Below are 26431 nucleotides of genomic sequence, written 5' to 3'. Positions count from 1 at the left end.
TGACGGAGCGGACGGGCGGGTTTCCAGCTGACGGTCGTACGCGCACATCCCGATCGCTGTCTCTTCCCAGCCTCTCATAACCTGAAGGCCGCAGGTTCAAATCCTGCCCCCGCAGCCAACGAAAATTGAATGTTTTGCCATTCAAGTCGCTTCACAAAAAGCTCCTCCGCGTATGCGTCGAGGAGCTTTTTTGTTTCTGCTCCGTGTCAGGTTCTCCGGCCCACAGCTTCTCCAGATAATCGTGGCGCGTCAGGGCCTCGAACTGCTTCTCCAGGATAGTCACCGCTTCCATCGCCGCGAGGATCGAGGCGATCTGGCCATGCACCTCGAGCGACGCCGGCTGATGTCCAGGTGTCTTGCCGATCACCACCTTCTGTATGAACTGGCGCACGATGTTGATGAAAGGCTGCTTCGTTTCCGTGTCGGCCTGCTCGCGCATGTAATAGAAGGCCGAGTTGATGACCAACTCGACGCGTTGCTGGTATGAAAATATGCTGACAATGCTGATGGCCGGGCGGGCCGCCGAGCAACTGATGCTCAAGCGCGTCTCGGCTGGCTCCGGAGGCAGTGACGACAGCGATCTGGCGTGGGCCACGCGGATGGCCTTCGACATGGAACGGACCTCCGGTTTGGGGCAGAGTATCCGCTACTTTACCGGCCGCATTGTGACCCGGGCGAAGTGTTTGGTCGTGAACCCGAGCTGGCGGCGCGCGTTCAGGCCAGGCTGGAAACGGCGCTCGACCGGGCGGGTGCGATCCTCAGAACGCGCGGACCGGTCTTCAATGCACTCGCCACCTTCAACTCAACGAAGTGGCGCGCGGGAAAGACGGCCACCCGCGTTCTCCTGTGAGGACTCGGCGAGAATGAGAATATTCGCGGTGCACACAAGCTGCGCATTCCTAGCGCCTCAGATTCCTTGCACCGCTCGCCCGCTTGGGTGCCCGGGAGTCCTGTCGATACCAATCATCACGCCTTTATCGGTCGCGTCGCAAGGCAGTCCGCTGCTGATCGCGACACAGTTGCCGGTGAGAAAACGATACACGGGCAGCGTTCTCAGCTTGCTCCCGCAAGCGTTCCGGGCGTCTGGCGGCCGCGAACACAGCGGTAGAGGCGGTGACGACCGCTCTCCGTGTTCCGCATCGCGGCGTATCGCTCACTGCGTCGATATCCCCAAGGTGTCCTGCCGATCTTTATCTTGCCGCGGTGATGCCCGCAGGAAATCGAAGTCGCAGCCGAGCGTCGCCGGCAGGACATGGCGGCGGTAGAGCTGGGCGTATCCGCGCGGCGGCTCGGCCGTAGGTACCACGAAGGCGGCGCGGCGCCGGGCCAGTTCGTTTTCTCCGACGAGGAGGTCTATGCGCTTCTCCGATGCCGAAATGCGGATGCGATCGCCGTTCTGGACCAACGCTAGCGGCCCGCCGACGTCCGCTTCGGGGGTGACGTGGAGCACGATGGTTCCGAAGGCCGTACCTGACATGCGCGCATCGGAAATGCGCACCATGTCCTTGACGCCCTTGGCCGCCAGTTTCTTCGGGATGGGAAGATAGCCGGCTTCCGGCATGCCGGATTTGCTCCTCGGGCCGGCGTTCTGCAGAACGAGCACGTCGTCCGCCTGCACGTCGAGATCGGGATCGTCGATGCGCGCGGCGAGATCCTCCAGCGAGGAGAAGACCACGGCGCGGCCTTCATGTTCCATAAGGGCAGGCGTTGCCGCCGCACGCTTCAGGATCGCGCCGTCCGGAGCAAGCGTACCGCTGAGCGCAATCAGGCCGCCAAGCGGATCGACGGGGTTTTCGGCGGAGCGGACCACGGCGCGATCGACCGGGTCGATGAGCGACTTTGCCAGTCGCTCGGCAAGCGTCTGGCCGGTGATGTCGCGGCAGCCGAGATGGAGCTTGTCGGGCATTTCGCGAAGAACGGCTTCCAGCCCGCCGGCGGCGTGGAAATCCTCCATGTAGCCGGTGCCGACCGGCTTCAAGTCGACGATAACGGGCGTGTCGTCCGAAAGTCGGTTGAAGGCCTCGAGGTCGATGTCGATGCCGGCGCGGCCGGCGATGGCGGCGAGATGGACGATCGCATTGGTGGAACCGGAAACGGCGAGCAGGACGCGGAGCGCGTTTTCGACGGATTCGCGGGTAATAAGGCTCGACGGCAGCGGGCCGCCTTCGATCGCCATCTTCGCGGCAAGCGTCCCGGTTTCTTCCGCCGAGCGCAGGCGGTCGGCGTGGACGGCGGGGATGGCGGATGTATTGGGCAGCATCATGCCGAGTGTCTCGGCGATCAGCGCCATGGTGCTCGCCGTGCCCATGACGGCGCAGGTGCCGGAGGTGACCGCAAGACGACCTTCGATCAGGGAGATTTCTTCTGAATCCACTTCGCCGGCGCGGTGCTTGCCCCAGAAACGTCGGCAATCGGTGCAGGCGCCGAGACGCTCGCCTTTGTGCCGGCCGGTCATCATCGGCCCACCGACGACCATCGCAGCCGGGCGGTTGGCGGAAAGCGCGCCCATCAGGAGGGCCGGGACGGTCTTGTCGCAGCCACCCATCAGCACGACGGAATCCATCGGCTGAGCGCGGATCATCTCCTCCGCCGTCATTGCCATCAGGTTGCGGTAGACCAGAGAGGTAGGCGACAGGAATACCTCGCCCAGCGAAATGACCGGGAAGGTGATGGGGAGCGCACCGGCGGCGAGAACACCACGCTTAACCGCCTCGATCATTTCCGGGAAGTGGCGGTGGCAGTTGTTGAATCCGCTTTCGGTGGTGCAGATACCGACGATCGGCTTGTCGAGCGAAACGCCGGTATAACCCATGGAGCGGGCAAACGAGCGGCGCAGATAGCGGGCAAACTCGAGGTCGCCGTAATTGGTTAGTCCGTTATCGAGTCCGGACGGCTTCTTCTTGTCAGTCATGTCAGTGTCCACTCACCAGCTTGTGGCGAATATATTTGGGGTTGAGATAGTCAAGGATGCCGAGGCTGCCGCCCTCGCGGCCGTAGCCGCTCTGGCGCGTGCCGCCGAAGGGGGCTTCGGCGGTGGCCAGCAGCGTTTCATTGATGCCGACCATGCCGGCCTCCAGCGCTTCCGAGGTTTCTGCCGCAAGCGCCGAATCACGCGTGAAGACGTAGGCCGCGAGGCCGAATTCGGTGGCGTTGGCCCGCGCGATGACCTCGTCGAAACTGTCGAAGGCAGCAATCGGCGCGATCGGTGCGAAGGGTTCTTCCAACATGATGCGGGCATTGTCCGGCACATCGGCGAACACCGTCGGTTCTAGGAAATGGCCCTTCTTCAGATGCGCGGGACGCTTGCCGCCCGCAAGCAGGCGGGCACCCTTTTCCAGCGCGTCGGCGACGAGCGCTTCCGCAGAGTGCAGCGAGCGGGCGCGGATCATCGGGCCCATGTTGATGCCGGCGTCCGTGCCGTTGCCGACCACCAGCTTTTCAGCATAGGCTGCGAAGGTTTCCTCGAAGGCAGCCGCGATAGAGCGATGAACGTAGAACCGCGATGGCGAGATGCAAACCTGACCGCAATTGCGGAATTTGGTCGCCGCGAGTTTTCCCGCCGCCGCGACCGGATCGAAATCGGAATGGATGATGACCGGCGCATGGCCGCCGAGTTCCATCGTGACCTTCTTGATGCCTTCCGCCGCATTGCGCAGGATCTCGCGGCCGACCGGCACGGAGCCAGTGAGCGAGACCTTGCGGATTACCGGCGAGGCGATCAGCCGGGATACCATCGGCATGGCATTGCCCGTGAGGATCGAAAGGCATCCCGCCGGCAGGCCGGCGTCGATCAAGGCGCGGCCAATTTCCATGGCCGACCCCGGCGCTTCGGACGCGGGGCGCAGTACCACCGTGCAGCCGGCCGCAAGTGCTGCGGCGATCTTGCGCGCCGGCAGGAGCATCGGGAAGTTCCAGGCGGTCAGGGCAAGGCAGGGGCCGACCGGCTGATAGACGACGGTCAACCGCTCATCGGCGTTGCGGCCGGGGATGGTGTGGCCGTAGACGCGCTTGGCTTCTTCGCCGTACCATTCGAACTGGTCAGCGCTGGCACGAACTTCGGCTACGGCCTCGGCGGTAGGCTTTCCGGTCTCGGTGCTCATGACCCGGCCGATGTGGGCGACGCGCTCGCGCATGATGTCGGCCGCGCGACGCAGGATCGCGGCGCGGTCCCAGGCGGCGACCGCCCTCCAGCTGGCAAAGGCCTCGGAGGCGGCGTCAACCGCTTGCGCCTCGTCGCCTTCCGTGGAGGCGGGGACGGTTCCAAGGCGCTCCTCAGTCGCGGGGCTGAACACGTCGATGACGCCGCCATCGGCGGCGGGTCGCCATTCGTTGCGGATCAGAAGGCCGTAGTTTTCGTACATGCTATCGCTCTCAGATCAATGTTTCGGTGTATTGACGCTCGACGGATTCCACCCAATTGCCGACATTCCATTGGCCGTAGGCGCCGAGACCGACCGCCGGATGATCGCCGAAATAGATGGGAACATGGATGAGGCTCAGGCCCTTCCAATTCCGGGCCTCTTCAAGGGCGGCGACGAGACTCTGCTCGTCCGTGCCGCCATGGAGCGCTTTCACGCCGTTCACGGCGCCCGCCATCTGCACATAGTCGACGGCGACGCTGTCATTGGTGCGGAAATCGCGGCCGTATTGGGCAAGCTGCAGATGGCTGATCGCGGCCATGCGGCGATTGTCGAAGAGCAGGATGGTACCGTGCACGCCATGCTCCACGCCGTCGATCAGCACTTGCGGGTTCATCATAAAGGAGCCGTCGCCGGTAAAGGCGATACCATAGCGGCCGTTTTCCGCAAGCGCCGACGACAAAAGCGCGGAGACGGCGAAGCCCATGTAGGACGCACCGGTCTCGGTGAAGGTGTCACCGGGCGCATGGTCCTTGACAATCTGGAAGCCGTTCGCCTGTACGTCGCCGGCATCGAAGAATTTCACCGCGCCGTGCCTGCAGCAGAAATCGGCGGCGGCGCGGATGGCGCGGGGCTGGGTGAGGACGGGCTTATCCCAAACCGTATCGTGGATCGCTGGGGCTGCGACCTGTCGCTCGATGAAGGTGGACCATTCCGTACGGCGGGCGGCGCCAGCGGCAAGCCATTCCGCCTTGAACGGGGAGAGGGCCTGTGCCTTGAGTGCGTTTGCCAGCCGGTGCGCAACGGCGGACGCGTCGCCCGGCAGCGCTGTCGTCCTGTTGTAGTGCTGGACGTCAAGCGGATCGGCATTGATGTTGATGACCGCCTTGACCTTCGGCCAGCCGATGCCGGAGCAATCCGCCTGGCAGACGGCACGGCTGCCGATCACGACGAGCAGTTCGGCCTCCTTCATCGTCCAGTTGCCGCTGATCGAGCCCTTCGAGCCGCCGACCTGCATGTTCTGCGGATGCTCGGCCGGCAGTACGCCGCCGGCGCCGGGGCTCGTCACCACCAGCGCGCCGGCCGCCTCTGTCAGCGCCCGGACGGCTTCCGAAGCACCACGGCTGCCGCCGCCGAGCTTGATCGCCACCTTGCCCGCAACCGCGATCTGGCGGGCGGCATCCTCGATAATGTCGTTGCCTGCCGGCGCGAGCGGCGCGAAATGCGGCCGGACAGGCAGGGCGTCCAGTCGCAGCGTCACGGGCGCTGGCTGCGTGTTCAGCGGCAGGTTCATGAAGAATGGACCGGCCTTCCACGGGTGGAAGACGGCGGCCGCGCCCTTGCGCAGCCCGTCCCTCAGGGCGCCGGGGCTGTAGAGCGTATAAGAGGCTCCCATCAGCGACGTGACCTGGGAAAACACTCCTTGCCCAGGCTTCGGCACCTGCTGCATGTTATAGCCTTCGCCATGGGTCGTCTCGTCGCCGTAGAGATGATAGACGCCGACGCCGTTGGAGGCGGCCGCGAGCGAAGCGGCCATCGCCTGTAACGCACCTGGACCGATTGATGTGACGACGGCCGCGACCTCTCCGTAGACCCAGGACAGCGCCGTGCCCGCATGCGCCATCTCGATTTCGTTGCGGAACTGCCAGCAGCGGACGAGCCCTTCGGCCTCATAGGCTTCGAGCACGTCGGCGATGGCGGTGCTCCCATGGCCGAAGATCGCCAGATATTTCGTGACGCCTTGGCGCATGAGGCCAAGCAGCAGCGCTTCGGCAAGCGGCATCGTGACCGGCTGGTCGAGCCTTCCGGCGTCGACGGCGACATTCAGGCCGCCCGCCGACTTCAGCCATTTCGCCCGGTCCGAGGCCGTCGCTTCCGGGCCTTGGGGAAAGGTCGATACACTCATGCCGAATTCCTCTGCGAGCGGAGGTCGACGGTCTTGCCGATGCGCGCCGATTCCTCGGCGCCGAGCGCGAAGCGGAGCACCTGGCGGGCTTCGCGCGGCGTCAGTATCGGCGCGCTGCCCGTCTGCAGGGCATCGATATAGTGGCGCGTGGAGAGAACGAAGCTCTGTTCCCAGCCGGTGGCAATGTCGCGGAACTCGGTGATCTTGCCGTCGCTGTAGAGCACGACCGGGGCGCTGTCAGCGAGACGCCCGTGGCCGCCGTTGATCCAGATTACGCCGCCCGTGCCGGTAATCTCGACGCGGTCGTCTTGAGCATAGTGGCGCGTGGCAAGCTCCATGTCCGGCGAATAGACGATCTCGAGGTTACCAATACGGTTTCCGGGAAAGCGGAAGGAAATCTGCGATTGCGCGTCGAAGCGGATGCCGCCCGGACCTTCCGTGTCGCCGATGAAGGCATGGACCTCGTCGGGATCGCCCATGAAGTGCCAGGCGAGCGCGAACTTGTGGTGACCGTCGTCGAAAACGAGCGGGCCGCCACCGGACTGATCCGCCTTCTGGCGCCAGGCATTGGCCGCGGCCGGCACTTCCCAGGCGGTAGCGCTCTTGGCCGGGTTGGACTTGATGCGGATGGAAAGCGGAGTTCCGATCGCGCCTTCCGCAATCAGTGCCTTCGCCTTGAGGACTGGCGGATAGAAGATGAAGTTTTCGAAGATCTTGACCGGGCGATCATAGGCTTCTGCGGCCTTTACCAGCTTGTCGGCCTCTTCGAGCGAAACGCACATTGGCTTCTGCAGCGAGATGATCTTGCCGGCCTTCATCGCCTTTTGCGCCGCCGCCAGATGCAGGTGGTGCGGAAGCAGGATCTCGACCAGGTCCACGTCCGGACGGGCAAGCACCGCGTCCAGATCGGTCTCGATGGCGACGTCCGCAAGCCCCCAGGCGCCGGCCTTGGTTTGCGCAAGTTCTGGGTCGCGGTCACAAAGCGCGACGATCTTAGCTGCGGGATTGTTCAGGTACTCGATCGCATGGAGGTCGGAGATGCGTCCGGTGCCGATTATGGCGACCCTAATCGGACTGCTGCTCATTCATAGGCCCTTTCTGTGGCATGGCAATTGTAACGGAAGAAACGATCTTGCCGAGTTCGGCGAGGCGCTGGTCGGAGACGCGGACGCTCGGGCCTGAAACGCCGATCGCGGCGATCATCCGGCCGTCCTCGTCGTAGACAGGGCGCGCGACGCAGCGGATGCCAAAGGCGAACTCTTCGTCATCGACGGCATATCCGCGCGCCCGCGTTCTGGTGATCTCCTCTTCCAGCGCGCGACGCGTCGTAAGCGTTCGCGGCGTATAGGAAGCAAGCGGGCCTTCGGAAACCGCTCCGCCGAAGGCGAGAAACGCCTTGCCGAGCGCAGTGCAATGGAGCGGCGAGAGAGCCCCGACCGGATGATCGACCTTCAGTGGCAGCGAGGAATCGACCTTGTCGATGTACCAGACGCGCTGGTCGACCAGCACGGCCATATGGGCGCATTCGAGCGTCTCAGTGACAAGCTGCTCGAGCGCGGGGCGCCAGGCTTCCTTGACGGCGATGATTTCCGAAAGCGAATGGCTGCTCTTCGCCTTGGGCGCGACTTTCGAGGTTGCGAGATACCGGCGCCTGTCATCCTGCAGGGCATAGCCCGAGGCCACGAGGGTCTTCATCAGATGCGCCGCGTTAGACTTGTCGATACCGAGCGCGTCGGCCACATCAGTCAGGCGGGCCGCCTCGGGACGCGACGCCAGATAGTCCAGGGCTTCCAGCCCGCGTGTCAGGGATTGCAATAGGCGCATCGGCTGAGACTCCTTCGGTCTGCAGGCAAGAGTTTCACTATGTTAAACGAAAGTACAGCATATTGAAACAAACTTCCCATGCAACCGGCATTATGCATATATTTCGGTGTTTGTTGAAAATTGCAATACTTTTGTGTTGACATTTCCAACATTTTTGCGAAATGCTCTCATTGCGATCACTAAAGTTTAATTATCGTAAACTTCCTGGGAGGAACCAATGTTTTCGATGACGCGGCGCTCGTTGATGATGGCAGCGCTTATGACATCCACCGTCAGCTTTACTCACCAAGCCTTTGCAGGCGGGGGCGAGGTGACGATCAGTCACTATTTTACCGGCGAACTGGGCCTGAAGGCCTTCGCCGAGCAGGTCGCCAAGTTCGAAGAGGCGACTGGCATCAAGATGAAGGATAGCCCGGTAGGGCATGAAGATTTCAAGACGGATATCCTGGTACGCGCTGCAGGCCACAGCCTCCCCGACGTCTTCAGCTATTGGGCCGGCGCTCGCGTCGCCTTCATCGTGAAGGCGAACAGCCTGGCGCCCCTCGATGACCTCTGGGCCAAGAACAATCTCGACGGCGTCGTTTCCAAGACCATTGCCAAGAGCGCGACGATCTATGACGGCAAACGCTTCCTGATCCCCTTCAACTATCACTATGCCGGCATCTTCTTTAACAGGAAGGTACTTGCCGATGCTGGCGTCACCGAAATGCCGGCCAAGTGGGAGGACTTTATCGCGCTCTGCAAGAAGCTGAAGGAAAAGGGTGTAACGCCGATCGCGCTCGGATCGAAGAACCGTTGGCCGGCCCAGTTCTGGTTCGATTACCTGCTTCTGCGTACGGCTGGTCCGGAATACCGCGCTAAGCTGATGGCCGGTGAGGCTTCTTATGACGATGCGGAAGTCATCAACGCGATGAAGCTCTGGAGGGATCTGCTCGACGTCGGTTTCTTCGTTCAGAACGCCAATGCCGATGACTGGACCGATGCCGCCGATAAGGTTGCTCGCGGCGATGCGGCCATGACCCTCATGGGTACCTGGATCACCGGTTATTGGGACGGCGTGGGCCTCAAGGCCGGCGAGGATTACGACTTCTTCCCGTTCCCGTCAGTCAAGGACGGCGTGCCGAATGCGGCTGTAGGCCCGGTCGACGGCCTAGTCATGTCCGCAAACGCCAAGAATCCCGAAGGTGCGCAGAAGTTCCTCTCGTTCATGATGACCAATGCCGATGTCCAGGCCAACTGGGCCAAGGCTCAGGGCGCGCTTTCGGCCAACGTCAATGTCGATCCGAAGACCTACAACGTGGTGATGCAGAAGGCGGCAAAGACGGTTTCCGAAGCGCCGACCTTCGCCTTCAACTACGACCTCGCCACACCGCCTCCGGTTGCCGAAGTGGGCCTTTCGATGTTCAGCCGCTTCATCGACGACCCTTCCAAGCTGGAAACGGTCTTGAAGGCTGTCGCTCCGGAAGCCAAGAAGGCGTTCGCGGAATAAGCACCACATATCGAGCCGCGGCCTATCCGGCCGCGGCTTCTGCAAGAAGGAAGGACCCTGATGGAGCGGCATAATCGCTTCTGGCGCGTGATCTTGCTGTCACCGCCATTCTTTGTTTTCGGCCTCTTCATTATTTGGCCCCTGTTCAGCTCGTTTTACTACAGTTTCACCAACTGGAACGGCTTCGACAGCAACTATGATTACGTTGGGTTTGCGAATTTCAGCAAGATCGTCACTGATCAGCTTTTCCTGAATGCTGCGATCAACACGACGATCTGGATGATCGTCGCAATCGTGGTGCCGACCCTTCTAGGGCTCTTCCTCGCATTGCTGTTGGACAGCAAGGTCACCGGTGCGGGCGCCTTCAAGACGATCTTCTACCTTCCGATCTGCCTCTCCGCGGTCATCGTCGGGCAAATCTGGGTCTGGATCTATCAACCCGACTGGGGACTTCTCAATACGTTGCTATCGCATGTCGCGGGCGAGCGGATGCGCTTTGCCTGGCTCGCTAAGCCCGATACCGCACTCTATGCCGTCATTGTCGCCTGGTGCTGGCAGCAGACCGGCCTTTCCATGGTGATCTATCTGGCGGGACTGACGGCGATACCTGAGGATCTCATCGAGGTCTGCAGCATCGAGGGCGCCAGCCGCTGGCAGCGGATCAGCCACGTCATCGTACCGCTGCTCACGCCCTCGACCGTGGTGGTGATCGCCCTGTCTGTCATCAACTCTCTGAAAGGATTCGACATTCTCTACATCATGACCGGCGGCGGTCCATTCAACAGCTCCGATACGCTGGCCGTGCACATGTATAACGAATCCTTTCGGAAATACCTGATGGGATACGGCAGCGCGATTTCCGTCGTGCTCTTCCTCATCGCTCTCGCAATCATCAGCATCTATTTCCGCCAGTTGAAGAAAGTAGACCGCATCTATGGCTAGCCGTTCGACGGCCCAAGGGCCCTTTCATCCCTGGCGTGTGGCGACATTCGTCATCTTGAGCGTGCTTGCCGTCTGCTTCCTGCTGCCGACGCTCGGGGTGCTGCTCTCCTCGGTCAAGACGACGCGGGAGATCGCGCTCGGTAATCTCTGGTCTGTACCCTCGTCGCTCTATCTCGGCAATTTCGCCGAAGTCCTGGCGAACCCGGCGGTTCACCAGTATTTCATCAATACACTGCTGGTCACGGTTCCTGGCACGGCCATGTCGATCGCGCTCGGTGGCCTGACGGGATATGTCTTCGCCAAGCTTCCGTTTCGCGGTTCCAACACGCTGTTCCTGGTCGTCGTCGCCGGCATGTTCTTTCCGCCGCAGGTCATCCTGGTGCCGCTCTTTCGGCTCTTCAACGGCATGGGCCTGATCGACACGCTCTGGCCGATCTTCATCGTACACACCGCGCTCGGCATCCCGATCTGCACGCTTCTCATGCGCAATTTCTTCGCGACTGTGCCGACCGCCTTGCGCGAGGCGGCGATCCTCGAAGGCGCGAACGAGTGGCAGGTGCTGACGCAGGTCGTGCTGCCGCTGAGCCTCCCGGCACTTGCCGTACTCTCGACGCTGCAATTCACCTGGATCTGGAACGATTTCCTCTGGCCGCTGATCTTTACCCAGTCGGACGAGAAGCGGACGATCATGATCGGTATCGTCAACTTGAAGGGCCAGTATTCCGTCGCATGGGGTGTGCAGGGCGCGCTTTCGCTCGTCGCCAGCCTGCCGACGCTCCTCGTGTTTCTTTTCTTCCAGCGCTACTTCATCAAGGGCATGACCATGGGCGCGGTAAAGGGCTAATTTTGATGTCTCAGCTTTCTCTTCGTTCCATCCACAAGGCCTTCGGCACCATCGATGTCATCCGCGGCATCGATCTGGACGTGGCCGAGGGTGAATTCGTCGTGTTCGTCGGTCCGTCCGGCTGCGGCAAGTCCACCATGCTGCGGATGATCTCCGGCCTGGAAGACGTGACCAGCGGCGAGATCAACATCGCGGGAAAGGACGTAACGCGCGTCGCCCCGGCTGAGCGCGAAATCGCGATGGTCTTCCAGTCCTACGCGCTGTTTCCGCACATGACGGTTGCCGAGAACATCGGCTTTGGCCTCAAGCTTGCCCGCCGTCCGCGCGACGAGATCAAAAGGAAGGTGGAGGAGGTCGCCGCTGTCCTCCAGATCGGCCAGTTGCTGGAGCGCACCCCGCGCGAGCTTTCGGGCGGCCAGAGGCAGCGCGTGGCCATCGGCCGGGCGATCATTCGCCAGCCCCGTATCTTCCTGTTCGACGAGCCCTTGTCCAACCTGGACGCGGCGCTGCGCGTGCAAATGCGCCTGGAGATCGCCCGCCTGCACCAGCGGCTCGGCGCGACCATGATCTATGTGACCCACGACCAGACCGAGGCCATGACGCTTGCCGACCGGATCATCGTGTTCAACAAGGGGCATATCGAACAGGTCGGCGCGCCAATGGAGCTCTACGAGTGGCCGGCCAACATGTTCGTCGCCGGCTTCATCGGCGCTCCTGCGATGAACTTCATTCCGGGTCGGCTTGACGTCGCGGCCGGAGGCCAGCTTCTGTCCATCGGCTCCTTCGGCATCGCTCTGCCCTATGCTTGTGACGCGCAGGGCGATGTCACGGTTGGCATCAGGCCTGAACATCTTAGCCTCGCCCCGCCGAGCGAGCGCGGCCTTTCGGGGCGCGTCGAACTCATCGAACAACTCGGCGCTCAGACGTTTGCCTATATCGAACTGGAAGAGCCGGCGATGACCGTAACGGTCCTCGTATCGCCCGACGTCAGGCTACGGACAGGAGACCTGGTGGCGCTGACACCCGTGCCCGAGAAGGTACATGTCTTCGATGGCAGCGGCAGAGCTGCAAGGTGATCGCTGTTGAGTAGCCGGCGGTGGGCATTGTCCGCTGCCGGTAGGGGCTTGAAATTGCAAGTCTCCATGCCATCAGGCCCCCGCAACCAAACCTTCCAGCGATTTAGCAGATTGCGCCCCACGGCCGATCCACACACGACCCAATCGGTGAAAATTGGGCAGCAATCTGGGCGAGACGGCGCCGCGCGGCTGGCGGCGGCAGACGCATGGCCGCCGCTGGCCGTGGCCAGCAATCCGACGTCCGCTGGTCCGGCAAAGGGATTCGCTCTGTCAGCGAAACGATGGTGCGCGTTCATCCCGGTTCTCCGCGTTCTTCTGGGACTGCTCTTTGAGTCCTCCACCGCTCCACCTCCGCTATCCTTCATCAAGGAGTCTTTCAGGTAGCTGAAATTCAGACCGATCTTCCAAAACGGCCGGCACGGCCGGGCCGCAAGGGGCCGCCGGCTTTTGAGTGAATGCATACGTCCGCTGTTCGTGCCCAGGCAGCCATAACAGACGAAGTGGCTGAATTGCGCCTCCATCCGATTCCCACATCTGCTTCGTGCCGACTGCGGTCTATCGTTGCTTCAACGAGCAGTTTCAGGGGGAGGTGGTGACAGGGAAATGAAAGAGGGGTGTGCGTCGCCCCTCTTCGGCGCGCAAACCAATCCGCCTCGGCGTTTGTTCCGTCACCTACCAGACAATTTAGTTTAGTCGAAAGGGCGTGCTGAGCGTGCAGGACGTCGGAGCCGTCCTCTCGGCGAAGGTTCCACTTCCCGAGGAAGTCGTTCACCGCAAGTGCGTCCACGAGATAGGGCATGTGCTAATGGCGATGTCATCGAGAACGGCGGAAGTAATCAACATCCGCATAGAATCCTTGGTAGAGGGTGAAGCCGTTCAGGACGGTGGGCGGGTTCACTATGAGATGAGCAATCGGGCGTCGCCGACCGTTGGCCAAGGATCTTGGTACGCAGATCATTGAAGAGCGGGACGCACTCGAGGCGCCACCAGTTGCGGTCGAAAAGCTCTTCGAATCCGCTCCGCTTTTCGAGGGTTTAAGTGCTGAGGAGACGGGTGACCTCGCGATAGCAAAGCGGACGACACAATTCCGGCGAAAGATTTCGAAGATGTCGCACGACGGCATTCTGCACGTGAAGCGGATACGACCTCACGCGACAAGGAGTATTGCATGATCGGTTCTGAGCTAGCACAGTTTAGCCACGAGCATAACCAGCAACCACGCTCCGTAGCGGCAGAGTATGCCAACCTGCAGTCGGAGCTTGCGATTGCGCTCTCGAACGCCATGGTCATCCCTTGTCGGCTGCAGGGATTTGGATTATATATCCAGATATAGCAGGAGGTCGACGATGGGCAGTTCCGCACAGAAGAGGGCGCTTCAGAATTACCGCGCACGCCTGACGCAGCGCGGCTTCACGCGCTTTGAGGTGATGGCGCTCGACGCCGATCGCGAACTGATCCGCACGCTTGCCCGGCGCCTGGCCGAGGAAGGTCCGGAAGCGGAGCAGGTCCGTTCGGCTGTAAAAATGGTTGTGGCTGGCAATCGGCCGAAACCTGGCAATATTCTTACCGCCCTGCGTCGCTCCCCCTTGGTCGGCGCTGATCTCGACCTTTCCCGCCCGCGTGAGAATGGGCGCAAGGTCGATTTGTGACGCACTACCTTCTGGACACAAACATTATCAGCAACATCGTCAAGGCTCAGCCTTCGGAGTCGCTTATGACTTGGTTGACGGAGCAGCGCGACGAGGATCTGTTCATTTCCTCGCTGACGATTGCTGAGATCAGGCGTGGCATTCTCGAAAAGTCGCGCGGAAAGAAGCGCGATGCGCTGGATGCCTGGTTCGCAGGGTCGGAAGGGCCGCAATCCCTCTTCGCTGGGCGGGTTTTGCCTTTCGACGATAGGGCCGGTCTGATTTGGGCGCGGCTGATGGCCGACGGCAAAGCCGCCGGGCGTCCTCGCAGTGGGCTCGACATGATCGTAGCTGCGATTGCTGGGGCAAATGACTGCGTTGTTGTCACCGACAACGAGCGTGATTTCGCCGGCATCGAGATCATCAATCCAATTCGCGGAACGGTCTGATGCGAGCAAAGCCCTTCTCGCGCCTCACGCTGGCCCCCGTGTGTGAGGCAGCAGGTTCGGTTCGTTCTTGCTGTCCGCGCAACTGGCGAACGGCGACTTTGCTCAGGCTAGGTCGTCCGCCGCGATGTGAGCGACCTCGGTGATCCGGAGCAAGGGTATTTCCGCGAGCACATTTGCCTCGCGAACGCGTTCGGCAGAAGGCGCTTCAAAGAGACAGAAACACTTCTCCTCCGAGGGAACGAACGTCGAGCGCAGATAGCGCACCGGCTTACCTTCGTTCGTCAACTTGGCGGTGACCTGCTTCGCACGAGACGCGGCTGCGGTGAGTTGTTCCGGAGTGATGCCGGGCAAGTGTCTTTCAACCATATACTGTGGCATGATAGTCTCCTCGGCGTGAGACAGGCGGGCGGCGAACTATCCGCGCCCGCCATCGGCAAAACTATAGCTTTTCGCGGTAGAGAACGAAATGAATATCTATTTCGCCGCGAGCTATCCAACTTCGTGCGTCGTGTCCAAAAAGCCACAACAACCTGTGGGTTCTGCTGCCGCCGTGGAGCATTATGCCAATGCCTTGAGGCTTCGACATGACGACCGACAGACGAACTACAATCTCGGCCTATTTGATCAAGCCAAAGGGGGTAATGACCGCGCGGAAATGTTCTTCAATCGCGCAAGAGAGGCCAACGCTTCACAATGCTCTCGAAGACAATGACATAGATCTCGCCTCGGCGGGCTTTTGGGCGGGGAGAGGGCGTGTGGTCGTGCTTTCCGCGTCCCACTCTACCCTCGATCAGGCGCAGTCGCAGCGCTCCGCGACGCTGTTGCCTTTCGACGTCTCGACGATCGAACTTGCCGGCGGCTCGGTTCGCTGCATGCTTTCCGGCGTCCGGCACGGCGCTGACGGAACGTCTAACCTTCGCACGAAGGAGCGGGTGACGAGGACGATCCAGGGTCCCGCGGCCCTTTCTGGACTGGACGATTCTGCGTCGATTGCGGCGGCGTAGCCGGATCTGTGGGTTGAAGACATGCTTTGCAAAATGCAAGCATAACCGATGTCTGTGCGGACGTTGGCCCTGAACATGAGCGAGGCTGTTTAGGTCAAAGTGCAGCGGGTAGCAGGCGCAGAATTTACTACCATCCCTTGTCGGAAGTTTCGCTCGTCCTAACTAAAAGCCGGTTGTTGAAGCAAGCACTGGTTGATCCCTTCGTCGTTGCCGAGGTTGGATATCAAAAATGATATGGAACCACCGCATTGTCCGCATCACAATCGGTCTCGTGCTGCTGGTGCTTGCGGCGATTGTTTTTTTGCCGGGCCTGACGGGCGTCACCAGCCTTGATGGAACTGTTAACGCACGATTTGCCACAGTGAACGCGCCAATCGACGGCGCGATTGCCGAAGCGCCATCCAGGGTGGGGGTCCCAGTCGTCGAAGGACAGCCCCTCCTAAGGATTGTGAATGCGAGGGTGAATCGCGAAACTCTCGCCTCGCTTCGGGCTGAGCACAATGCCGCTCTAGACCGTGCTGCGGCGCTCAGACGGGAGCGCGACGAGCTGATTGCGCTTCGCCAGCAACTGGCTGCGCGATTAGAAGTCTATAAGAGGACGACAATCGCCAATCTCGAGCGCGAAGTTGAAATCTTGCGCAAGCGGGTGGAGGTTTCCCAAGCACAGGATGTTGTTGCGCAGGTCGACCTCGACCGACGGCTGACGCTCGAGTCGAAGGGTATTTTGACGAAGAAGCTCGTTGAATCGGCCCGCGCGGCCGGAGCAGCCACGGGCGGAGAAGTCGAAATCAGCAATATGACCGTTGAACAATTGGAACAGAAGCTCGATGCAGTCCGGCAGGGCATCTTCATCGGCGACGGACAAAACGATGTCCCTTATTCCCGGCAGCGGGAGGACGAAGTGCTTGTTCGGATTAATGATCTCAATACGCGCATAGCAGAAAACGAAACACGCGCGGTCGAAGTCGGAAAGCAGATCGCCGAAGAGAGCAATCGCGTCGACAGCTTGGCGTCGGCGACGGTCTTCGCCTCGTTCGATGGGGTCGTCTGGAGCAGCAACATCGTGAATGGCTCGAACGTTCTTTTGAATAACGAGTTGATGCGCGTCCTGGATTGCCGCGAATTATTCGTGGATATCCTGGTTCCCGAGGTCGACTACGACGAAATTTACGTTGGAAGGACGGCCGAGGTCCGACTTTTCGGGCGCGGCGACGTCTTCAAAGCGGTGGTCCTGTCTGTGAGAGGCGGTTCCGCGATAATCGAAAAGGATGCCTTTGCGGCCAACCAGCCTGTGACGACCGCGCGCAGCGCTCGTATTCGTCTGAGCCTTGCTCCCTCCACCCTCAATTCCGACTTTGCGAATTTCTGTCAGGTCGGGCGCTCGGTGCAAGTACGCCTGTCCAAGCACGATGTCGGTATCAAGAAATGGATTGAAAGCCTGTGGTTCAGCATCTCGTAGCGCTGGCGCCGACCTTTCTCGTCCTTGCCTTCTTTTTTCTCGGACCATTCAATTGGTCGCGTTCTAACACCTGGGCTCGCGCAATTACGTGCGCTTTCGTGGCCGCAGTCGCACTGCGCTACATGGTGTGGCGATTTGTCGAAACCGTGCTTCCTTTTCCGAATGATGAGCCAGGCCTTTATTGGGTCTGGTTCCTGTTCATCGTCGAAATTCTGGCCGTGTTTGAGGTCGTGCTGTTTTTGATATTGATGAGCAGAAACGTCGATCGCAGCGCCGAAGCAGACAGGCTCGCGTTGACCTTCTTCGACCGAGACGTCGACGAGCTCCCAACGGTGGACATATTTATCCCGACCTACAACGAGCCGTTGGATGTTCTGGAAAGAACCATTATCGGCGCTCTGTCGCTCGACTATCCTGCCCATAAGCTGAAGGTTTTTGTCCTCGATGATCAGCGTCGTGACTGGCTCAAGGCCTATTGCGAGGCCCGGGGAGCAATCCACGTCACGAGACCCGACAATACCCATGCCAAGGCTGGCAACATGAACAATGGCCTGAAGGTGAGCTCGGGCGACTTCGTTGCAATCTTTGATGCGGACTTCGTGCCATACCGGCATTTCTTACGCCGGACGCTGCCTTTCTTTTCCGATGAAAGCATTGGCATCGTCCAGACGCCGCAGCACTTCTTCAACACCGATCCAGTCCAGTCGAATCTCGGTCTGGAAAATATATGGCCAGACGAGCAGCGCCTGTTCTTTGATGAAATCGCGCCAAGCAGAGACGTTTGGGACGTTAGCTTCTGCTGCGGATCGTGTTCGATCGCGCGACGCAAGGCAATCGAGGCGATTGGTGGCTTTCCGACAGAGTCCATCACGGAAGACCTTTTGACAACGCTTGCCATGCTCAACAAGGGGTATAAGACGCGTTATCTGAACGAGCGGCTGTCGATGGGATTGGCGGCGGAGAACCTGACTGGCTATTTCGTGCAGCGCGAGCGGTGGTGCCAGGGCGGCATTCAGACGCTTTATCTGCCCAATGGTCCCTTGCGCGGACCAGGTCTGTCGCTCTTTCAGCGGGTCATGTTCCTGCCTGTCTCGTGGCTGGTGCAATATTTGGTTCGCTTCAGCATTTTGGTCGTTCCGATAATCTATCTATGGTTCGGCGTGCTTCCGCTTTATTTCACCAGCGCCGACGACTACGTATCCCACCAGGTGCCGGTGCTGACCGCCTATTTTCTGTTGATGCTCTGGATAACGCCAACGCGATATTTGCCGTTGATTTCAAGCGCAGTCGGCGCTTTTGCCACATTTCGCATGCTACCAACCGTCATTTCGAGCCTGGTGCGACCATTCGACAAGCCGTTTAGGGTCACTCCAAAGGGGAGTGGTAACGAAGCTGGTGGATTTGACAGATATACTTTCGCCTGGATCGCCAGTTTGACCACGATCACGGCACTCGGCTTGCTCATCAACGTCGTGCCGGAGACATCTCACATCACCGGTCAGTTCTCGCCGGTCGCTGTTTTCTGGTCGGGGATCAACATTGTCGTGCTCGCCATTGCGTCCCTGATTTGCTTTGAGAAGCCCCGACGATTGTTCCACGCCTTTAAGCTTGACGAGCCTGCAAATGTGGACGGCGTCCGAGGCCGCGTCGTCAGTCTTGCATTGGACAAGGCTGTGGTCACTGTCCCGGCAGGCACACGTTTCCAATCGGAAACGGTAACACTGTCTCTTGATGGCTTTGAGCCAATTCGCGCCGAACTAAGGCAGGTTACTCAGCGGCGCAGAAGTATTAGCCGTACCGGCGACAAGCAGTCCTATTTTCTGCATCTCCATTTCGATCTCGCCGGGCAAGAGCGCGACAAACTGATCGTAAAGCTTTACACCGGTCGCTACTCACAGGATGTGCCTGACATAGATAAGGTCGCCGTCTCGATCAATCTCTTCTTGCGCACATTCGGGCGAACACGCGGCTTATAACCAAGTGCCTAGCGCTAACGAAGCGCGGCGACCGAAAGCACGCGCGTTAGGCACGAGCGGCGGGTCCCATCTGGTGCAGTGAGCTTGGCTTGCGAGCGATGTCAACTGACTTCCTCGTCAATGCCTCGACGAACTCTAACCGCAGCGGGGAATTGCACTCGTCTCCCCCGTCCGTCGGCTGCCGTGGTGAACAAGGTTGCCTACGGTCAGGTGATCCCCTTCGGACAGAGAAACGAGGGAGGTGCTCGCGCCTGTCGAGGTCTGCTCGATCTCGCAGAGCAATGCGCGAGAAATAGATCGCCCGTCTTGAGCCTTGTCGCTGCAAGCGTGGCGAGACAACCCGTGTCGTCGAGGACAGTTGGGGGAGAAATTTTCTGGACTTCTGGGAACAAAGCCCTTGCATCGCGGTTCGGTGACCGCTTTGGGATCTAGTCGCCCCCAGAGCAAACACTCGCTAACTGCCCCGCCTCGCGCGGGGCCTCTTTTGGGGGGATGTTTGTAGCATGGCTGATGCCTTCTTCGACAGCTTTCGATATGGCCTTGCGGTCCTTCTCGTTCGTTGTCCGGATCTTAGGCGCTATGCCCACATCGCTCATTGGTGGACCGAAGAGATCGAAAACTACGGCGACGCTATTCGTTTCCGTGACAAATTGCGCGATGAGGATGGGGACAGGCTTCTCCTGGACGAATATGAGCAACTCTGCACAGAACTTGAGGCTGAGCTACATTCCCATTTCGGCGCTTCTGGTATGCTTTAGTCATCCGCCCCTCTTTAAGGGATACTGGGACGAGCGGGCGGAGGCAAGCGGCCGTTCCCGGAACCTTTGAAGCTCTTCTTTTGTTTTTGTCCGGGAGGAAAATGTCATGTCGATGAGCGATATCCAGCCATTCAGAAGCGCGGTGAAGCACGCAAATGCCCGAGAGCTGAACAAGCAACAGCGGGAAATAGTTGACGCTTATCGGGTGGGGAAACTCGATGAGAAAGATTTCCAAGACCAGCTCTTAAAAGATCCGGCGCTGGCCAAGTGGGTGCGTGAGGTATTAGAGGCGGCAAGCAAAGATCCCCTGAACAAGTGATGCGGCCCCTCCGTAGCCATGCTGCTGGATCCCACATCCTGCATCGATTTCCACGCCGATACCGGGCCGCCCCGAATGATGCGCCTGAGAGATGGTAGCCCTGAAGGCCGTAGCCTGGGTTTGTTATCGGCTGATGCGTGTCGATAATATGATCGACGACAAGGTGCGTTCAACGCCGTCAATCATTCCTATTTCATCGACAAGCTGGTCCAGCTCCCGAATGGACGGCGCCTCAACAATGGCGATCAGGTCAAAAGTGCCGCTCACCGAGTGAAGTGATTTTACTGCTTGAATGCGCTGAAGGGCAGCACACACCTGCGAGAGCACCTTCGGTGCCAGGGTGATCATCACGTGGGCTCGAGCTAGGCTCGACGAGTAGGCCTCCGAAAGTCGAATTCCGTATCCCGCTATGATGCCTTCTCTCTCCAATCGTTCCAGCCGGGCCTGAACGGTTGTCCGCGAGAGCTGCAGTCTCTTGGCCAATGTTGCAACAGGCATTCGTGCGTTCTCGCCGAGCACGGCCAAGAGATCCCGATCTTTATTGGTGAGGATCATTGCGCCTCCTGCACTGTGCCAAATTGTTCGTCATTAAGCACAGATTAATGCGGCATTTCGAGCATTTCGTCACTATGAATCGCGTGAGATCCCCATAGGTTTATAAAAATCCAATAGCGAACCAAGGGGACGTGAATGAAAGAGATAGTGGTAATTGGCGCAGGCAAAATTGGTGGCGCCATCGCTGTTATGCTTGCGGAGACCGGTGACTACGAGGTGACGGTGACTGATCGTGACCAGGCGCAGCTAGGCAAGCTGGACGCTCATCCGGCAGTCCGCGGCGCTATCGTCGATATTACTGACAAGGAGGCGCTCGTCGGTCTTCTTCGAGGCAAGTTCGCCGTCCTGTCGGCCGCTCCCTTCCATCTCACGGGTAAGATTGCAGAGGCTGCCCTTGCCGCATCGGTCCACTATCTTGACCTCACGGAAGACGTGGCGACCACCAAGAAGGTCGAAGAGTTGTCCAAAGGGGCAAACGTCGCCTTCATCCCGCAGTGCGGCCTGGCGCCCGGTTTCATTTCGATCGTCGCAAACGATCTCGCCCAACGCTTCGATAGTCTCGACAGCGTCCGCATGCGTGTCGGCGCTTTGCCCCAATATCCATCCAACGCGTTGAACTACAATCTGACCTGGAGCACGGACGGTCTGATCAACGAATATATCGAACCCTGCGAAGCGATCGTAGAAGGCAAGCTCGTGACGGTTCCTGCCATGGAAGAGCGCGAAGAGTTCTCTCTCGACGGGGTTACCTATGAAGCGTTCAACACGTCTGGTGGCTTGGGGACGCTTGCCAAGACGCTCGAGGGTCGCGTACGCACGATGAACTATCGCACGATCCGCTATCCCGGCCATCAGGCGATCATCAAGGCTCTTCTAAACGACCTCAACCTCAAGAATCGACGCGACGTACTGAAGGACCTGTTCGAGCACGCCCTTCCTGCCACGATGCAGGATGTCGTCGTTGTTTTCGTGACTGTCTGCGGCTGGAAAGATGGCCGCTACCTTCAGGAGACCTATGCAAACAAGGTCTATTCCAGCGTTGTCGCGGGAAAGAAGATGAGCGCGATCCAGGTCACAACCGCAGCTGGGATTACAACGATACTCGATCTGCTTGCTGCGGGACGGCTTCCTCAAACAGGTTTTATTCGTCAGGAGGAAGTTGCCCTTGCAGATTTCCTCAATAACCGTTTTGGGCGCGTCTACGACCCGGAGGCGCTTCGTCTGAAGCAGGCCGTTTAGGCCACCTTATGCGACGGCCCATTCCGTTCTCGTCCATTCCGCAGGCGCCGACAGGGAGCTGACCGCGCAGAAGACGGCCGAATCCGCGCGGCTGTAAACACTCCATGTCGCCTGCGTGCGCTGCTTTTGCAGATGCTGCTCATCTAAGGGCAGGAGCCGGGTCGCGGTTGTTTGCGCCGCGATCCGGTTTGGTTTTCCCAAATTAATGTTGGCTTTATTGGCATCGCCTCAGGGTGTTGGCATAAATGACAACATGCTTGCAGCGGTACTTCTTGAACGTTCAAAGACCGTCTTCCCCGACGGGGCGATCATGGAGATTGTTATCTGGAAAGTGCCTGAGCCGACTCCCGGAAGTGTCCATTTGTTCAAGTACCGACTTTATTACGGGAAGGACGGACATCGCATCGTTGGATTCGACAAGGAGCGCGGCAAGGGCGACCATTACCATCTCGACGTTGACGAGTATCGCTACGACTTCACGACGACCGACGCCCTCCTTTCCGACTTTCGGAAGGAAATAATCAAGAGGAGGCAGCAACCATGAGAGAAGCGCTGATACAGATCAGATCAGATAGTGAGGCCGTCTTCAACGAGGCATTGCATAGAGCCACGCGCGCCATGCGCACGGGCGAGCCATCCGAACCGGTTGCTGTCTTTACTTTTTCCTCGCTCGCCCAGCTGCTTACGGTCATCAATCCAAAGAGATGGGAGTTGATCGAACACTTGCAGAAGCTCGGACCATCGAGCATTCGCGGATTGGCCCGATCCATCGATCGCGACGTGAAAAGAGTACACGAAGATGTTTCTCTTCTTGCCGAATGGGCCATCATTGAACACGAGGACGGAAAGATCTGCATTCCATACGATGTCATCCACGCGAACTTCGACCTGCGGGCGGCCTAAATCGTCAGTCCCGTGTGGACGGCGCAGGTCCGTCTGCAGGCTTAAAATAGAGCAAAGTGCTCATGCGTACCCAGCCACTAACGCAGCTGTGGAATTGCGGGGCCAGCCGTCACCAATATCCTTGTAACCCTGGTTGGATAGGTTTTGCGCCATCGACGCCGATGGCATCGTTCGCTGGGTGCAAATTGAAGCGGGCGACGGCCCGACAGCATTTGCAACTTTCCAACCGCGGGGGCGGAGATGCTCGCCGCTGTTGGCAACCTTCGACACCGAAGGCGTCGCATCTCCGACATCAGAAGGTATCATCGACTGGCTGCAACGGCCTGTTAAGTTAGAGCTCAATCCGATCAAGCTTCGTTCGCTTTGGCCGACAGCCGGACAAACATACGTCGACCGCTTCGCGCACATAATGTCATTCGCCCTGAGAATTTCTCTTTTCGTCTGGTGCCGTGCCGAATTCTGAAATCGCAAATGAGATGATGCTGCGAAGGCGAGGCGTCATGCGCCGATCACGATGATAGATGAGTGACATGGGCCGTTCACGCAGATGCCAATCTGGAAATAGTTGGACGAGAAGGCCAGTCTCGATGTCTGAACTTAGCAACATGGCAGGTTGCATGATCACGCCAAGCCCGACCCGGGCAGCCGTACGCAGGGCCTGGCCACTGTTGACGGTTATCGAGATGCGCGGCAAGACCTCCACCTCGTCGTTGCCTTTCGTCAGTTTCCAGGGTGAGCGTGCTGCGGGAGTAAACCCGATGGCTTCATGATTGGCGAGGTCACCGGGATGATCGGGGTGACCACGCTGCGTTAGGTAGTCCGGTGCAGCACAAATCATCATCCGATAGGGAGCGAGAGGACGGGCAATTAAACGGCTGTCCGGCGGCTCCCCGATTCGGAAGGCAATGTCGAAGCCCTCATCGACAATATCGACATTGCGATCCGTCAGGGTGATATCCAATTTCACCTCAGGCGCAAGCACGCGGTAGCGTGGCAATGCTGGCATCAGGACTTCTGCGCCAAAGGTTGTCGGTGCTGTGATCTTTAGTTGTCCACGGGGTTCCGATCGCTCTGCCTCGGCATGCTGATCGGCAACGGCCACACGCTCCAAAATGTCCCTGCACTGCTCGACATAGCTCTTACCGAAATCTGTCAGACTCTGGCGGCGCGTGGTTCTGTTCAGAAGACGCATTCCAAGCCGTTCCTCCAGAGCCGCCACATGCTGTCCCACCATTGCGGGGGATATGCCCAGCTTGACGGAAGCGGCACTCATCGAGCCCTCCTGGACAGTCGTTACGAATACCTGCATGGAACGAAAAAGGCCCATTCGATACTTTTGCTTTGAGATCTATCAGATATTTCCACGATTATCGTTGTTCGTGGACATAATTACAACCTCATGACGCTGCAAAAGGAGCACGACATGACGCAGAACAGATTTATGGGCAAAACCATTTTAATCACGGGAGCCGGAACGGGTATGGGGCGAGCCGCCGCTCTTCGCCTGGTCGAAGAAGGCGGACAGGTTGTTCTGGTTGGACGCCGGCCTGACCCGATCCATACGCTTCAGTCTGAGATTGAAGCTATCGGCGGAACTGCTATTGCGATTGCTTGTGATATAGCGGACGGCAAAGCGGTATCGTCAGCGGTACAAACCACCATTGACCGATTTGGAAAGCTGGATGCCCTGTTTGCCAACGCCGGGGTGCTCGGCGATTTCCAGCCTTTGGCCGAAACAACGGCAGACGACCTCGATGCGCTGATCAGCACCAATTTGCGCGGCACATTTCTTACGATCAGGAGTTGCCTGCCACATTTAGAGAATGGCAGCATTCTCATCAATGCTTCCTGGACAGCGGGCGGCGTCATGCCGGGCGCTGGAGCCTACGCCAGCACCAAGGGTGCCTTGCATGCAATGATGCGCACGCTCGCGGTTGAGCAGGGGCCCCGCAACATTCGTGTCAACGCCATCAATCCGGGCATCATCCTGACCCCAATGGCAGATGATGTCATCGATCCCGTTTTCGCCGCACGCTTGGCCAACCACACCCCGCTTCGCCGCAATGGCAGATCGGAAGATATCGCCGGGACAGTGGCCTGGCTGCTTTCCGACGATGCACGTTTCGTGACGGGACAGGAGATCACTGTTGACGGCGGTTTCACCTTGGGAGGTATCCGTTTCTAGCCGGCCCACTCACGTTCCCCATATTCGTTTAACTTGCGAAGATTGGACCTGCCGATCTTCGCAAGTAATCCAGAGGCCTGCTCGGGCCGAAAGTAATCATCGATATGACCGGAAGAGGCGACTTGAAAGGGAAGACTTCCTTGCTGCTGAGACGCGCGATACCAACGTGCGGGATCGATCACATTTCTTGCGACTTCACCCGAAAGGACCATTTGATTGTGGTCCAGGGCGGTAGAATTGCTATATTGATTTTACAGCCAAGGGTTTTGTCGTTGGGGGGCGGCCATGCGGATCGCGATCATGGGGTCGGGCGCTATCGGCGGCTATCTTGGTGCGCGGCTTGCTCTGGCCGGCCAGGATGTCATCTTTATTGCACGTGGTGCCCACCTCGAAGCAATGCGAAGCCACGGACTTCGGCTTGAAAGCCCGCTCGGCAACGTCGGTCTGACACACGTAAGGGCGACCGAGATGCCTGACGAGATCGGCCACGTCGATGTCATTTTCTTTGCTGTCAAGCTCTATGACAGCACAACGGCGGCGGCGGCGATTGTGCCGATGGTCGGGCCGGAGACGAGAGTGGTGACGCTGCAGAACGGCATCGACAGTGTCGAAACACTTGCTCGGCTGGTGCCGCCTTCGCAGGTTGTCGGCGGTACCGCCTATATTTCAGGTTATCTCAAGCGGCCTGGCTTGATCGTGCATGTGGGCGGTGCCACGCAGTTCTATGTCGGCGGCCACAATGACCCGGTGATCGGTGCGCTGCTCACGGCGTGCATTCAGGCTGGAAACATTGGACTGCAGACGGTTGAAGATATCGACCAGGCGCTCTGGACTAAGTTCGTGACGCTCTGCGCGTTTTCAGGTGCGACTAGCTTGATACGTTCTGGAATCGGACCGATCCTGACCGATCCTGAATCGCGCATATTCCTCGACCAGTTGAGGGACGAGGGCATGGCGGTGGCGAAGGCAGCGGGCCATCCGATGCAGGACGGATACGAGGCGCACGCTCAATCCGTGTGGCAAAACCTGCCGCTCGATACGCGCTCATCGATGGCCAACGATCTTTTGCAAGGAAAGAAGCTGGAACTTGCATGGCTTTCGGGACGCATGCACTCGCTCGGGCGCGAACTTGGCGTACCGACGCCATCACATACGGCGGTCTATCGGGCGCTGCATCTATACGCAAACGGCACACCTCTCCACGGTTGATGGTTTTTCTGGGAAGGAAACAATGGAAACCGAGCAAAATCGGGCTGAAAGCACCGCTTCGACTAGTACCGAAGATGCACAAGCCATGTTGAACAAGCACCGGGCATCTTGCCGGAAGACCCGTCGGCGAAAACATAATGTTTCATTGTGAGGTCTACGGCTTGCTTCGTAACCAGCATTCCGAAGAGATACGGAAGCTGTTCAGAAATCGCTTATGGGGATGCGGTCGCCTCGGCGACTGCCCTGAAAAGGAGCGCCATCGACCACTATTACGGGATCGACCTCTCCCCAAGTCCTTGTACCTCGCA

Annotated in this window: 27 protein-coding genes; 18 read left to right on the top strand and 9 right to left on the bottom strand. The window is 59.3% G+C overall.

Features of this window, described 5'->3' with window-relative positions; genetic code table 11:
* Positions 1–151 precede the first annotated feature (151 nt).
* On the bottom strand, positions 152–613 hold the full coding sequence (locus BN77_RS24355) for a hypothetical protein (RefSeq protein WP_007537103.1): 462 nt from the start codon (positions 611–613) through the stop codon (positions 152–154).
* Between the two features lie 66 nt (positions 614–679).
* Here BN77_RS24355 and BN77_RS34445 point away from each other — a divergent pair, with 66 nt between their 5' ends.
* Positions 680–850: a hypothetical protein gene (locus BN77_RS34445; RefSeq protein ID WP_208856477.1), complete on the top strand. Its 171-nt coding sequence runs from the start codon at positions 680–682 to the stop codon at positions 848–850.
* Between the two features lie 303 nt (positions 851–1153).
* Here the strand turns inward: BN77_RS34445 and BN77_RS24350 are convergent, their stop codons facing one another.
* From BN77_RS24350 to BN77_RS24330, 5 genes are read right to left on the bottom strand one after another with little or no spacing between them, the layout of a single operon-like run.
* Entirely contained in the window at positions 1154–2911 is a 1758-nt protein-coding gene (locus BN77_RS24350; protein ID WP_007537101.1) for a dihydroxy-acid dehydratase, read from the bottom strand.
* A 1-nt stretch (position 2912) separates the two neighbouring features.
* A complete protein-coding gene (locus BN77_RS24345) occupies positions 2913–4361 on the bottom strand; it encodes an NAD-dependent succinate-semialdehyde dehydrogenase (protein ID WP_007537099.1) in 1449 nt (482 codons plus the stop codon).
* Between the two features lie 10 nt (positions 4362–4371).
* Positions 4372–6264 carry a thiamine pyrophosphate-dependent enzyme gene (locus BN77_RS24340; protein WP_007537097.1) on the bottom strand — a complete coding sequence of 631 codons (1893 nt, stop codon included), beginning with the start codon at positions 6262–6264 and terminating at the stop codon, positions 4372–4374.
* Positions 6261–7349: a Gfo/Idh/MocA family protein gene (locus BN77_RS24335; protein ID WP_007537095.1), complete on the bottom strand. Its 1089-nt coding sequence runs from the start codon at positions 7347–7349 to the stop codon at positions 6261–6263. The genes BN77_RS24340 and BN77_RS24335 overlap by 4 nt, the downstream gene beginning before the upstream one ends.
* The gene (locus BN77_RS24330; protein WP_007537094.1) at positions 7330–8088 is read right to left on the bottom strand and encodes an IclR family transcriptional regulator; all 759 of its coding nucleotides are present in this window, start codon (positions 8086–8088) and stop codon (positions 7330–7332) included. The genes BN77_RS24335 and BN77_RS24330 overlap by 20 nt, the downstream gene beginning before the upstream one ends.
* Positions 8089–8305: 217 nt before the next feature.
* Here BN77_RS24330 and BN77_RS24325 point away from each other — a divergent pair, with 217 nt between their 5' ends.
* The 6 genes from BN77_RS24325 to BN77_RS24295 all read left to right on the top strand — a co-directional run bounded on the left by BN77_RS24325 (position 8306) and on the right by BN77_RS24295 (position 14516).
* On the top strand, positions 8306–9577 hold the full coding sequence (locus BN77_RS24325; protein ID WP_007537090.1) for an ABC transporter substrate-binding protein: 1272 nt from the start codon (positions 8306–8308) through the stop codon (positions 9575–9577).
* Positions 9578–9637: 60 nt separating this feature from the next.
* On the top strand, positions 9638–10519 hold the full coding sequence (locus tag BN77_RS24320; protein ID WP_007537088.1) for a carbohydrate ABC transporter permease: 882 nt from the start codon (positions 9638–9640) through the stop codon (positions 10517–10519).
* Positions 10512–11363 carry a carbohydrate ABC transporter permease gene (locus BN77_RS24315; protein ID WP_007537086.1) on the top strand — a complete coding sequence of 284 codons (852 nt, stop codon included), beginning with the start codon at positions 10512–10514 and terminating at the stop codon, positions 11361–11363. The genes BN77_RS24320 and BN77_RS24315 overlap by 8 nt, the downstream gene beginning before the upstream one ends.
* Before the next feature lie 5 nt (positions 11364–11368).
* Positions 11369–12439: an ABC transporter ATP-binding protein gene (locus tag BN77_RS24310; RefSeq protein ID WP_007537084.1), complete on the top strand. Its 1071-nt coding sequence runs from the start codon at positions 11369–11371 to the stop codon at positions 12437–12439.
* A 1346-nt stretch (positions 12440–13785) separates the two neighbouring features.
* Positions 13786–14088 carry a hypothetical protein gene (locus BN77_RS24300; RefSeq protein ID WP_007537075.1) on the top strand — a complete coding sequence of 101 codons (303 nt, stop codon included), beginning with the start codon at positions 13786–13788 and terminating at the stop codon, positions 14086–14088.
* A complete protein-coding gene (locus BN77_RS24295; protein WP_007537073.1) occupies positions 14085–14516 on the top strand; it encodes a type II toxin-antitoxin system VapC family toxin in 432 nt (143 codons plus the stop codon). Before BN77_RS24300 ends, BN77_RS24295 begins: the two co-directional genes overlap by 4 nt.
* A gap of 102 nt (positions 14517–14618) precedes the next feature.
* Here BN77_RS24295 and BN77_RS24290 read toward each other — a convergent pair whose 3' ends face one another.
* Entirely contained in the window at positions 14619–14894 is a 276-nt protein-coding gene (locus tag BN77_RS24290) for a DUF4242 domain-containing protein (protein WP_007537071.1), read from the bottom strand.
* Positions 14895–14982: 88 nt separating this feature from the next.
* Between BN77_RS24290 and BN77_RS35030 the strand changes: the two genes are divergently transcribed.
* From BN77_RS35030 to BN77_RS24265, 6 genes are all read left to right on the top strand, one after another.
* Positions 14983–15228, top strand: coding sequence for a hypothetical protein (locus tag BN77_RS35030; RefSeq protein WP_007537069.1), 246 nt, complete (start codon positions 14983–14985; stop codon positions 15226–15228).
* Between the two features lie 43 nt (positions 15229–15271).
* Positions 15272–15520, top strand: coding sequence for an arginine deiminase-related protein (locus BN77_RS35025; protein WP_007537067.1), 249 nt, complete (start codon positions 15272–15274; stop codon positions 15518–15520).
* A gap of 229 nt (positions 15521–15749) precedes the next feature.
* Positions 15750–16979 carry an HlyD family secretion protein gene (locus BN77_RS24280; protein ID WP_007537055.1) on the top strand — a complete coding sequence of 410 codons (1230 nt, stop codon included), beginning with the start codon at positions 15750–15752 and terminating at the stop codon, positions 16977–16979.
* Positions 16961–18955: a glycosyltransferase gene (locus BN77_RS24275; protein WP_007537051.1), complete on the top strand. Its 1995-nt coding sequence runs from the start codon at positions 16961–16963 to the stop codon at positions 18953–18955. The genes BN77_RS24280 and BN77_RS24275 overlap by 19 nt, the downstream gene beginning before the upstream one ends.
* A 503-nt stretch (positions 18956–19458) precedes the next feature.
* Entirely contained in the window at positions 19459–19713 is a 255-nt protein-coding gene (locus BN77_RS24270) for a hypothetical protein (protein ID WP_007537050.1), read from the top strand.
* A gap of 106 nt (positions 19714–19819) precedes the next feature.
* Entirely contained in the window at positions 19820–20032 is a 213-nt protein-coding gene (locus tag BN77_RS24265) for a hypothetical protein (RefSeq protein ID WP_007537049.1), read from the top strand.
* Positions 20033–20155: 123 nt separating this feature from the next.
* Here the strand turns inward: BN77_RS24265 and BN77_RS24260 are convergent, their stop codons facing one another.
* Entirely contained in the window at positions 20156–20587 is a 432-nt protein-coding gene (locus BN77_RS24260) for an Lrp/AsnC family transcriptional regulator (RefSeq protein WP_007537047.1), read from the bottom strand.
* A 135-nt stretch (positions 20588–20722) separates the two neighbouring features.
* Here BN77_RS24260 and BN77_RS24255 point away from each other — a divergent pair, with 135 nt between their 5' ends.
* From BN77_RS24255 to BN77_RS24245, 3 genes are all read left to right on the top strand, one after another.
* Entirely contained in the window at positions 20723–21826 is a 1104-nt protein-coding gene (locus BN77_RS24255; protein ID WP_007537045.1) for a saccharopine dehydrogenase family protein, read from the top strand.
* Positions 21827–22079: 253 nt separating this feature from the next.
* Positions 22080–22370, top strand: coding sequence for a toxin-antitoxin system TumE family protein (locus BN77_RS24250; protein WP_007537043.1), 291 nt, complete (start codon positions 22080–22082; stop codon positions 22368–22370).
* Positions 22367–22729 (top strand): HVO_A0114 family putative DNA-binding protein, encoded by a 363-nt coding sequence (locus BN77_RS24245; protein WP_007537042.1) that lies wholly within the window; start codon positions 22367–22369, stop codon positions 22727–22729. The genes BN77_RS24250 and BN77_RS24245 overlap by 4 nt, the downstream gene beginning before the upstream one ends.
* Before the next feature lie 412 nt (positions 22730–23141).
* Here the strand turns inward: BN77_RS24245 and BN77_RS24240 are convergent, their stop codons facing one another.
* Entirely contained in the window at positions 23142–24056 is a 915-nt protein-coding gene (locus BN77_RS24240; RefSeq protein WP_040678407.1) for a LysR family transcriptional regulator, read from the bottom strand.
* A gap of 96 nt (positions 24057–24152) precedes the next feature.
* Here BN77_RS24240 and BN77_RS24235 point away from each other — a divergent pair, with 96 nt between their 5' ends.
* Both BN77_RS24235 and BN77_RS24225 read left to right on the top strand, forming a co-directional pair.
* Positions 24153–24914: an SDR family NAD(P)-dependent oxidoreductase gene (locus tag BN77_RS24235; RefSeq protein WP_007537040.1), complete on the top strand. Its 762-nt coding sequence runs from the start codon at positions 24153–24155 to the stop codon at positions 24912–24914.
* A gap of 285 nt (positions 24915–25199) precedes the next feature.
* Positions 25200–26123, top strand: a complete 924-nt coding sequence (locus BN77_RS24225; RefSeq protein WP_007537038.1) for a ketopantoate reductase family protein — start codon at positions 25200–25202, stop codon at positions 26121–26123.
* Positions 26124–26431: the final 308 nt, after the last annotated feature.

Source organism: Rhizobium mesoamericanum STM3625 (assembly GCF_000312665.1).
GTDB classification, from domain to species: domain Bacteria; phylum Pseudomonadota; class Alphaproteobacteria; order Rhizobiales; family Rhizobiaceae; genus Rhizobium; species Rhizobium mesoamericanum.
The sequence above is the reverse complement of the archived record's forward strand: the minus strand, read 5'-3'. Positions and strand labels throughout refer to the sequence as shown.

What these genes read in the sequence shown, in the direction of transcription:
- BN77_RS24245 (WP_007537042.1), top strand. Translation starts at nt 22,367, where the DNA reads ATGAGAGAAGCGCTGATACAGATCAGATCAGATAGTGAGGCCGTCTTC.
- BN77_RS24320 (WP_007537088.1), top strand. Translation starts at nt 9,638, where the DNA reads ATGGAGCGGCATAATCGCTTCTGGCGCGTGATCTTGCTGTCACCGCCA.
- BN77_RS24270 (WP_007537050.1), top strand. Translation starts at nt 19,459, where the DNA reads ATGGCTGATGCCTTCTTCGACAGCTTTCGATATGGCCTTGCGGTCCTT.
- BN77_RS24350 (WP_007537101.1), bottom strand. Translation starts at nt 2,911, where the DNA reads ATGACTGACAAGAAGAAGCCGTCCGGACTCGATAACGGACTAACCAAT.
- BN77_RS24300 (WP_007537075.1), top strand. Translation starts at nt 13,786, where the DNA reads ATGGGCAGTTCCGCACAGAAGAGGGCGCTTCAGAATTACCGCGCACGC.
- BN77_RS24310 (WP_007537084.1), top strand. Translation starts at nt 11,369, where the DNA reads ATGTCTCAGCTTTCTCTTCGTTCCATCCACAAGGCCTTCGGCACCATC.
- BN77_RS24330 (WP_007537094.1), bottom strand. Translation starts at nt 8,088, where the DNA reads ATGCGCCTATTGCAATCCCTGACACGCGGGCTGGAAGCCCTGGACTAT.
- BN77_RS24345 (WP_007537099.1), bottom strand. Translation starts at nt 4,361, where the DNA reads ATGTACGAAAACTACGGCCTTCTGATCCGCAACGAATGGCGACCCGCC.
- BN77_RS24290 (WP_007537071.1), bottom strand. Translation starts at nt 14,894, where the DNA reads ATGCCACAGTATATGGTTGAAAGACACTTGCCCGGCATCACTCCGGAA.
- BN77_RS24355 (WP_007537103.1), bottom strand. Translation starts at nt 613, where the DNA reads ATGTCGAAGGCCATCCGCGTGGCCCACGCCAGATCGCTGTCGTCACTG.
- BN77_RS35030 (WP_007537069.1), top strand. Translation starts at nt 14,983, where the DNA reads ATGAATATCTATTTCGCCGCGAGCTATCCAACTTCGTGCGTCGTGTCC.
- BN77_RS24340 (WP_007537097.1), bottom strand. Translation starts at nt 6,264, where the DNA reads ATGAGTGTATCGACCTTTCCCCAAGGCCCGGAAGCGACGGCCTCGGAC.
- BN77_RS24250 (WP_007537043.1), top strand. Translation starts at nt 22,080, where the DNA reads ATGCTTGCAGCGGTACTTCTTGAACGTTCAAAGACCGTCTTCCCCGAC.
- BN77_RS24235 (WP_007537040.1), top strand. Translation starts at nt 24,153, where the DNA reads ATGACGCAGAACAGATTTATGGGCAAAACCATTTTAATCACGGGAGCC.
- BN77_RS24255 (WP_007537045.1), top strand. Translation starts at nt 20,723, where the DNA reads ATGAAAGAGATAGTGGTAATTGGCGCAGGCAAAATTGGTGGCGCCATC.
- BN77_RS24240 (WP_040678407.1), bottom strand. Translation starts at nt 24,056, where the DNA reads ATGGGCCTTTTTCGTTCCATGCAGGTATTCGTAACGACTGTCCAGGAG.
- BN77_RS24225 (WP_007537038.1), top strand. Translation starts at nt 25,200, where the DNA reads ATGCGGATCGCGATCATGGGGTCGGGCGCTATCGGCGGCTATCTTGGT.
- BN77_RS24280 (WP_007537055.1), top strand. Translation starts at nt 15,750, where the DNA reads ATGATATGGAACCACCGCATTGTCCGCATCACAATCGGTCTCGTGCTG.
- BN77_RS24325 (WP_007537090.1), top strand. Translation starts at nt 8,306, where the DNA reads ATGTTTTCGATGACGCGGCGCTCGTTGATGATGGCAGCGCTTATGACA.
- BN77_RS24260 (WP_007537047.1), bottom strand. Translation starts at nt 20,587, where the DNA reads ATGATCCTCACCAATAAAGATCGGGATCTCTTGGCCGTGCTCGGCGAG.
- BN77_RS24315 (WP_007537086.1), top strand. Translation starts at nt 10,512, where the DNA reads ATGGCTAGCCGTTCGACGGCCCAAGGGCCCTTTCATCCCTGGCGTGTG.
- BN77_RS24265 (WP_007537049.1), top strand. Translation starts at nt 19,820, where the DNA reads ATGTCGATGAGCGATATCCAGCCATTCAGAAGCGCGGTGAAGCACGCA.
- BN77_RS24335 (WP_007537095.1), bottom strand. Translation starts at nt 7,349, where the DNA reads ATGAGCAGCAGTCCGATTAGGGTCGCCATAATCGGCACCGGACGCATC.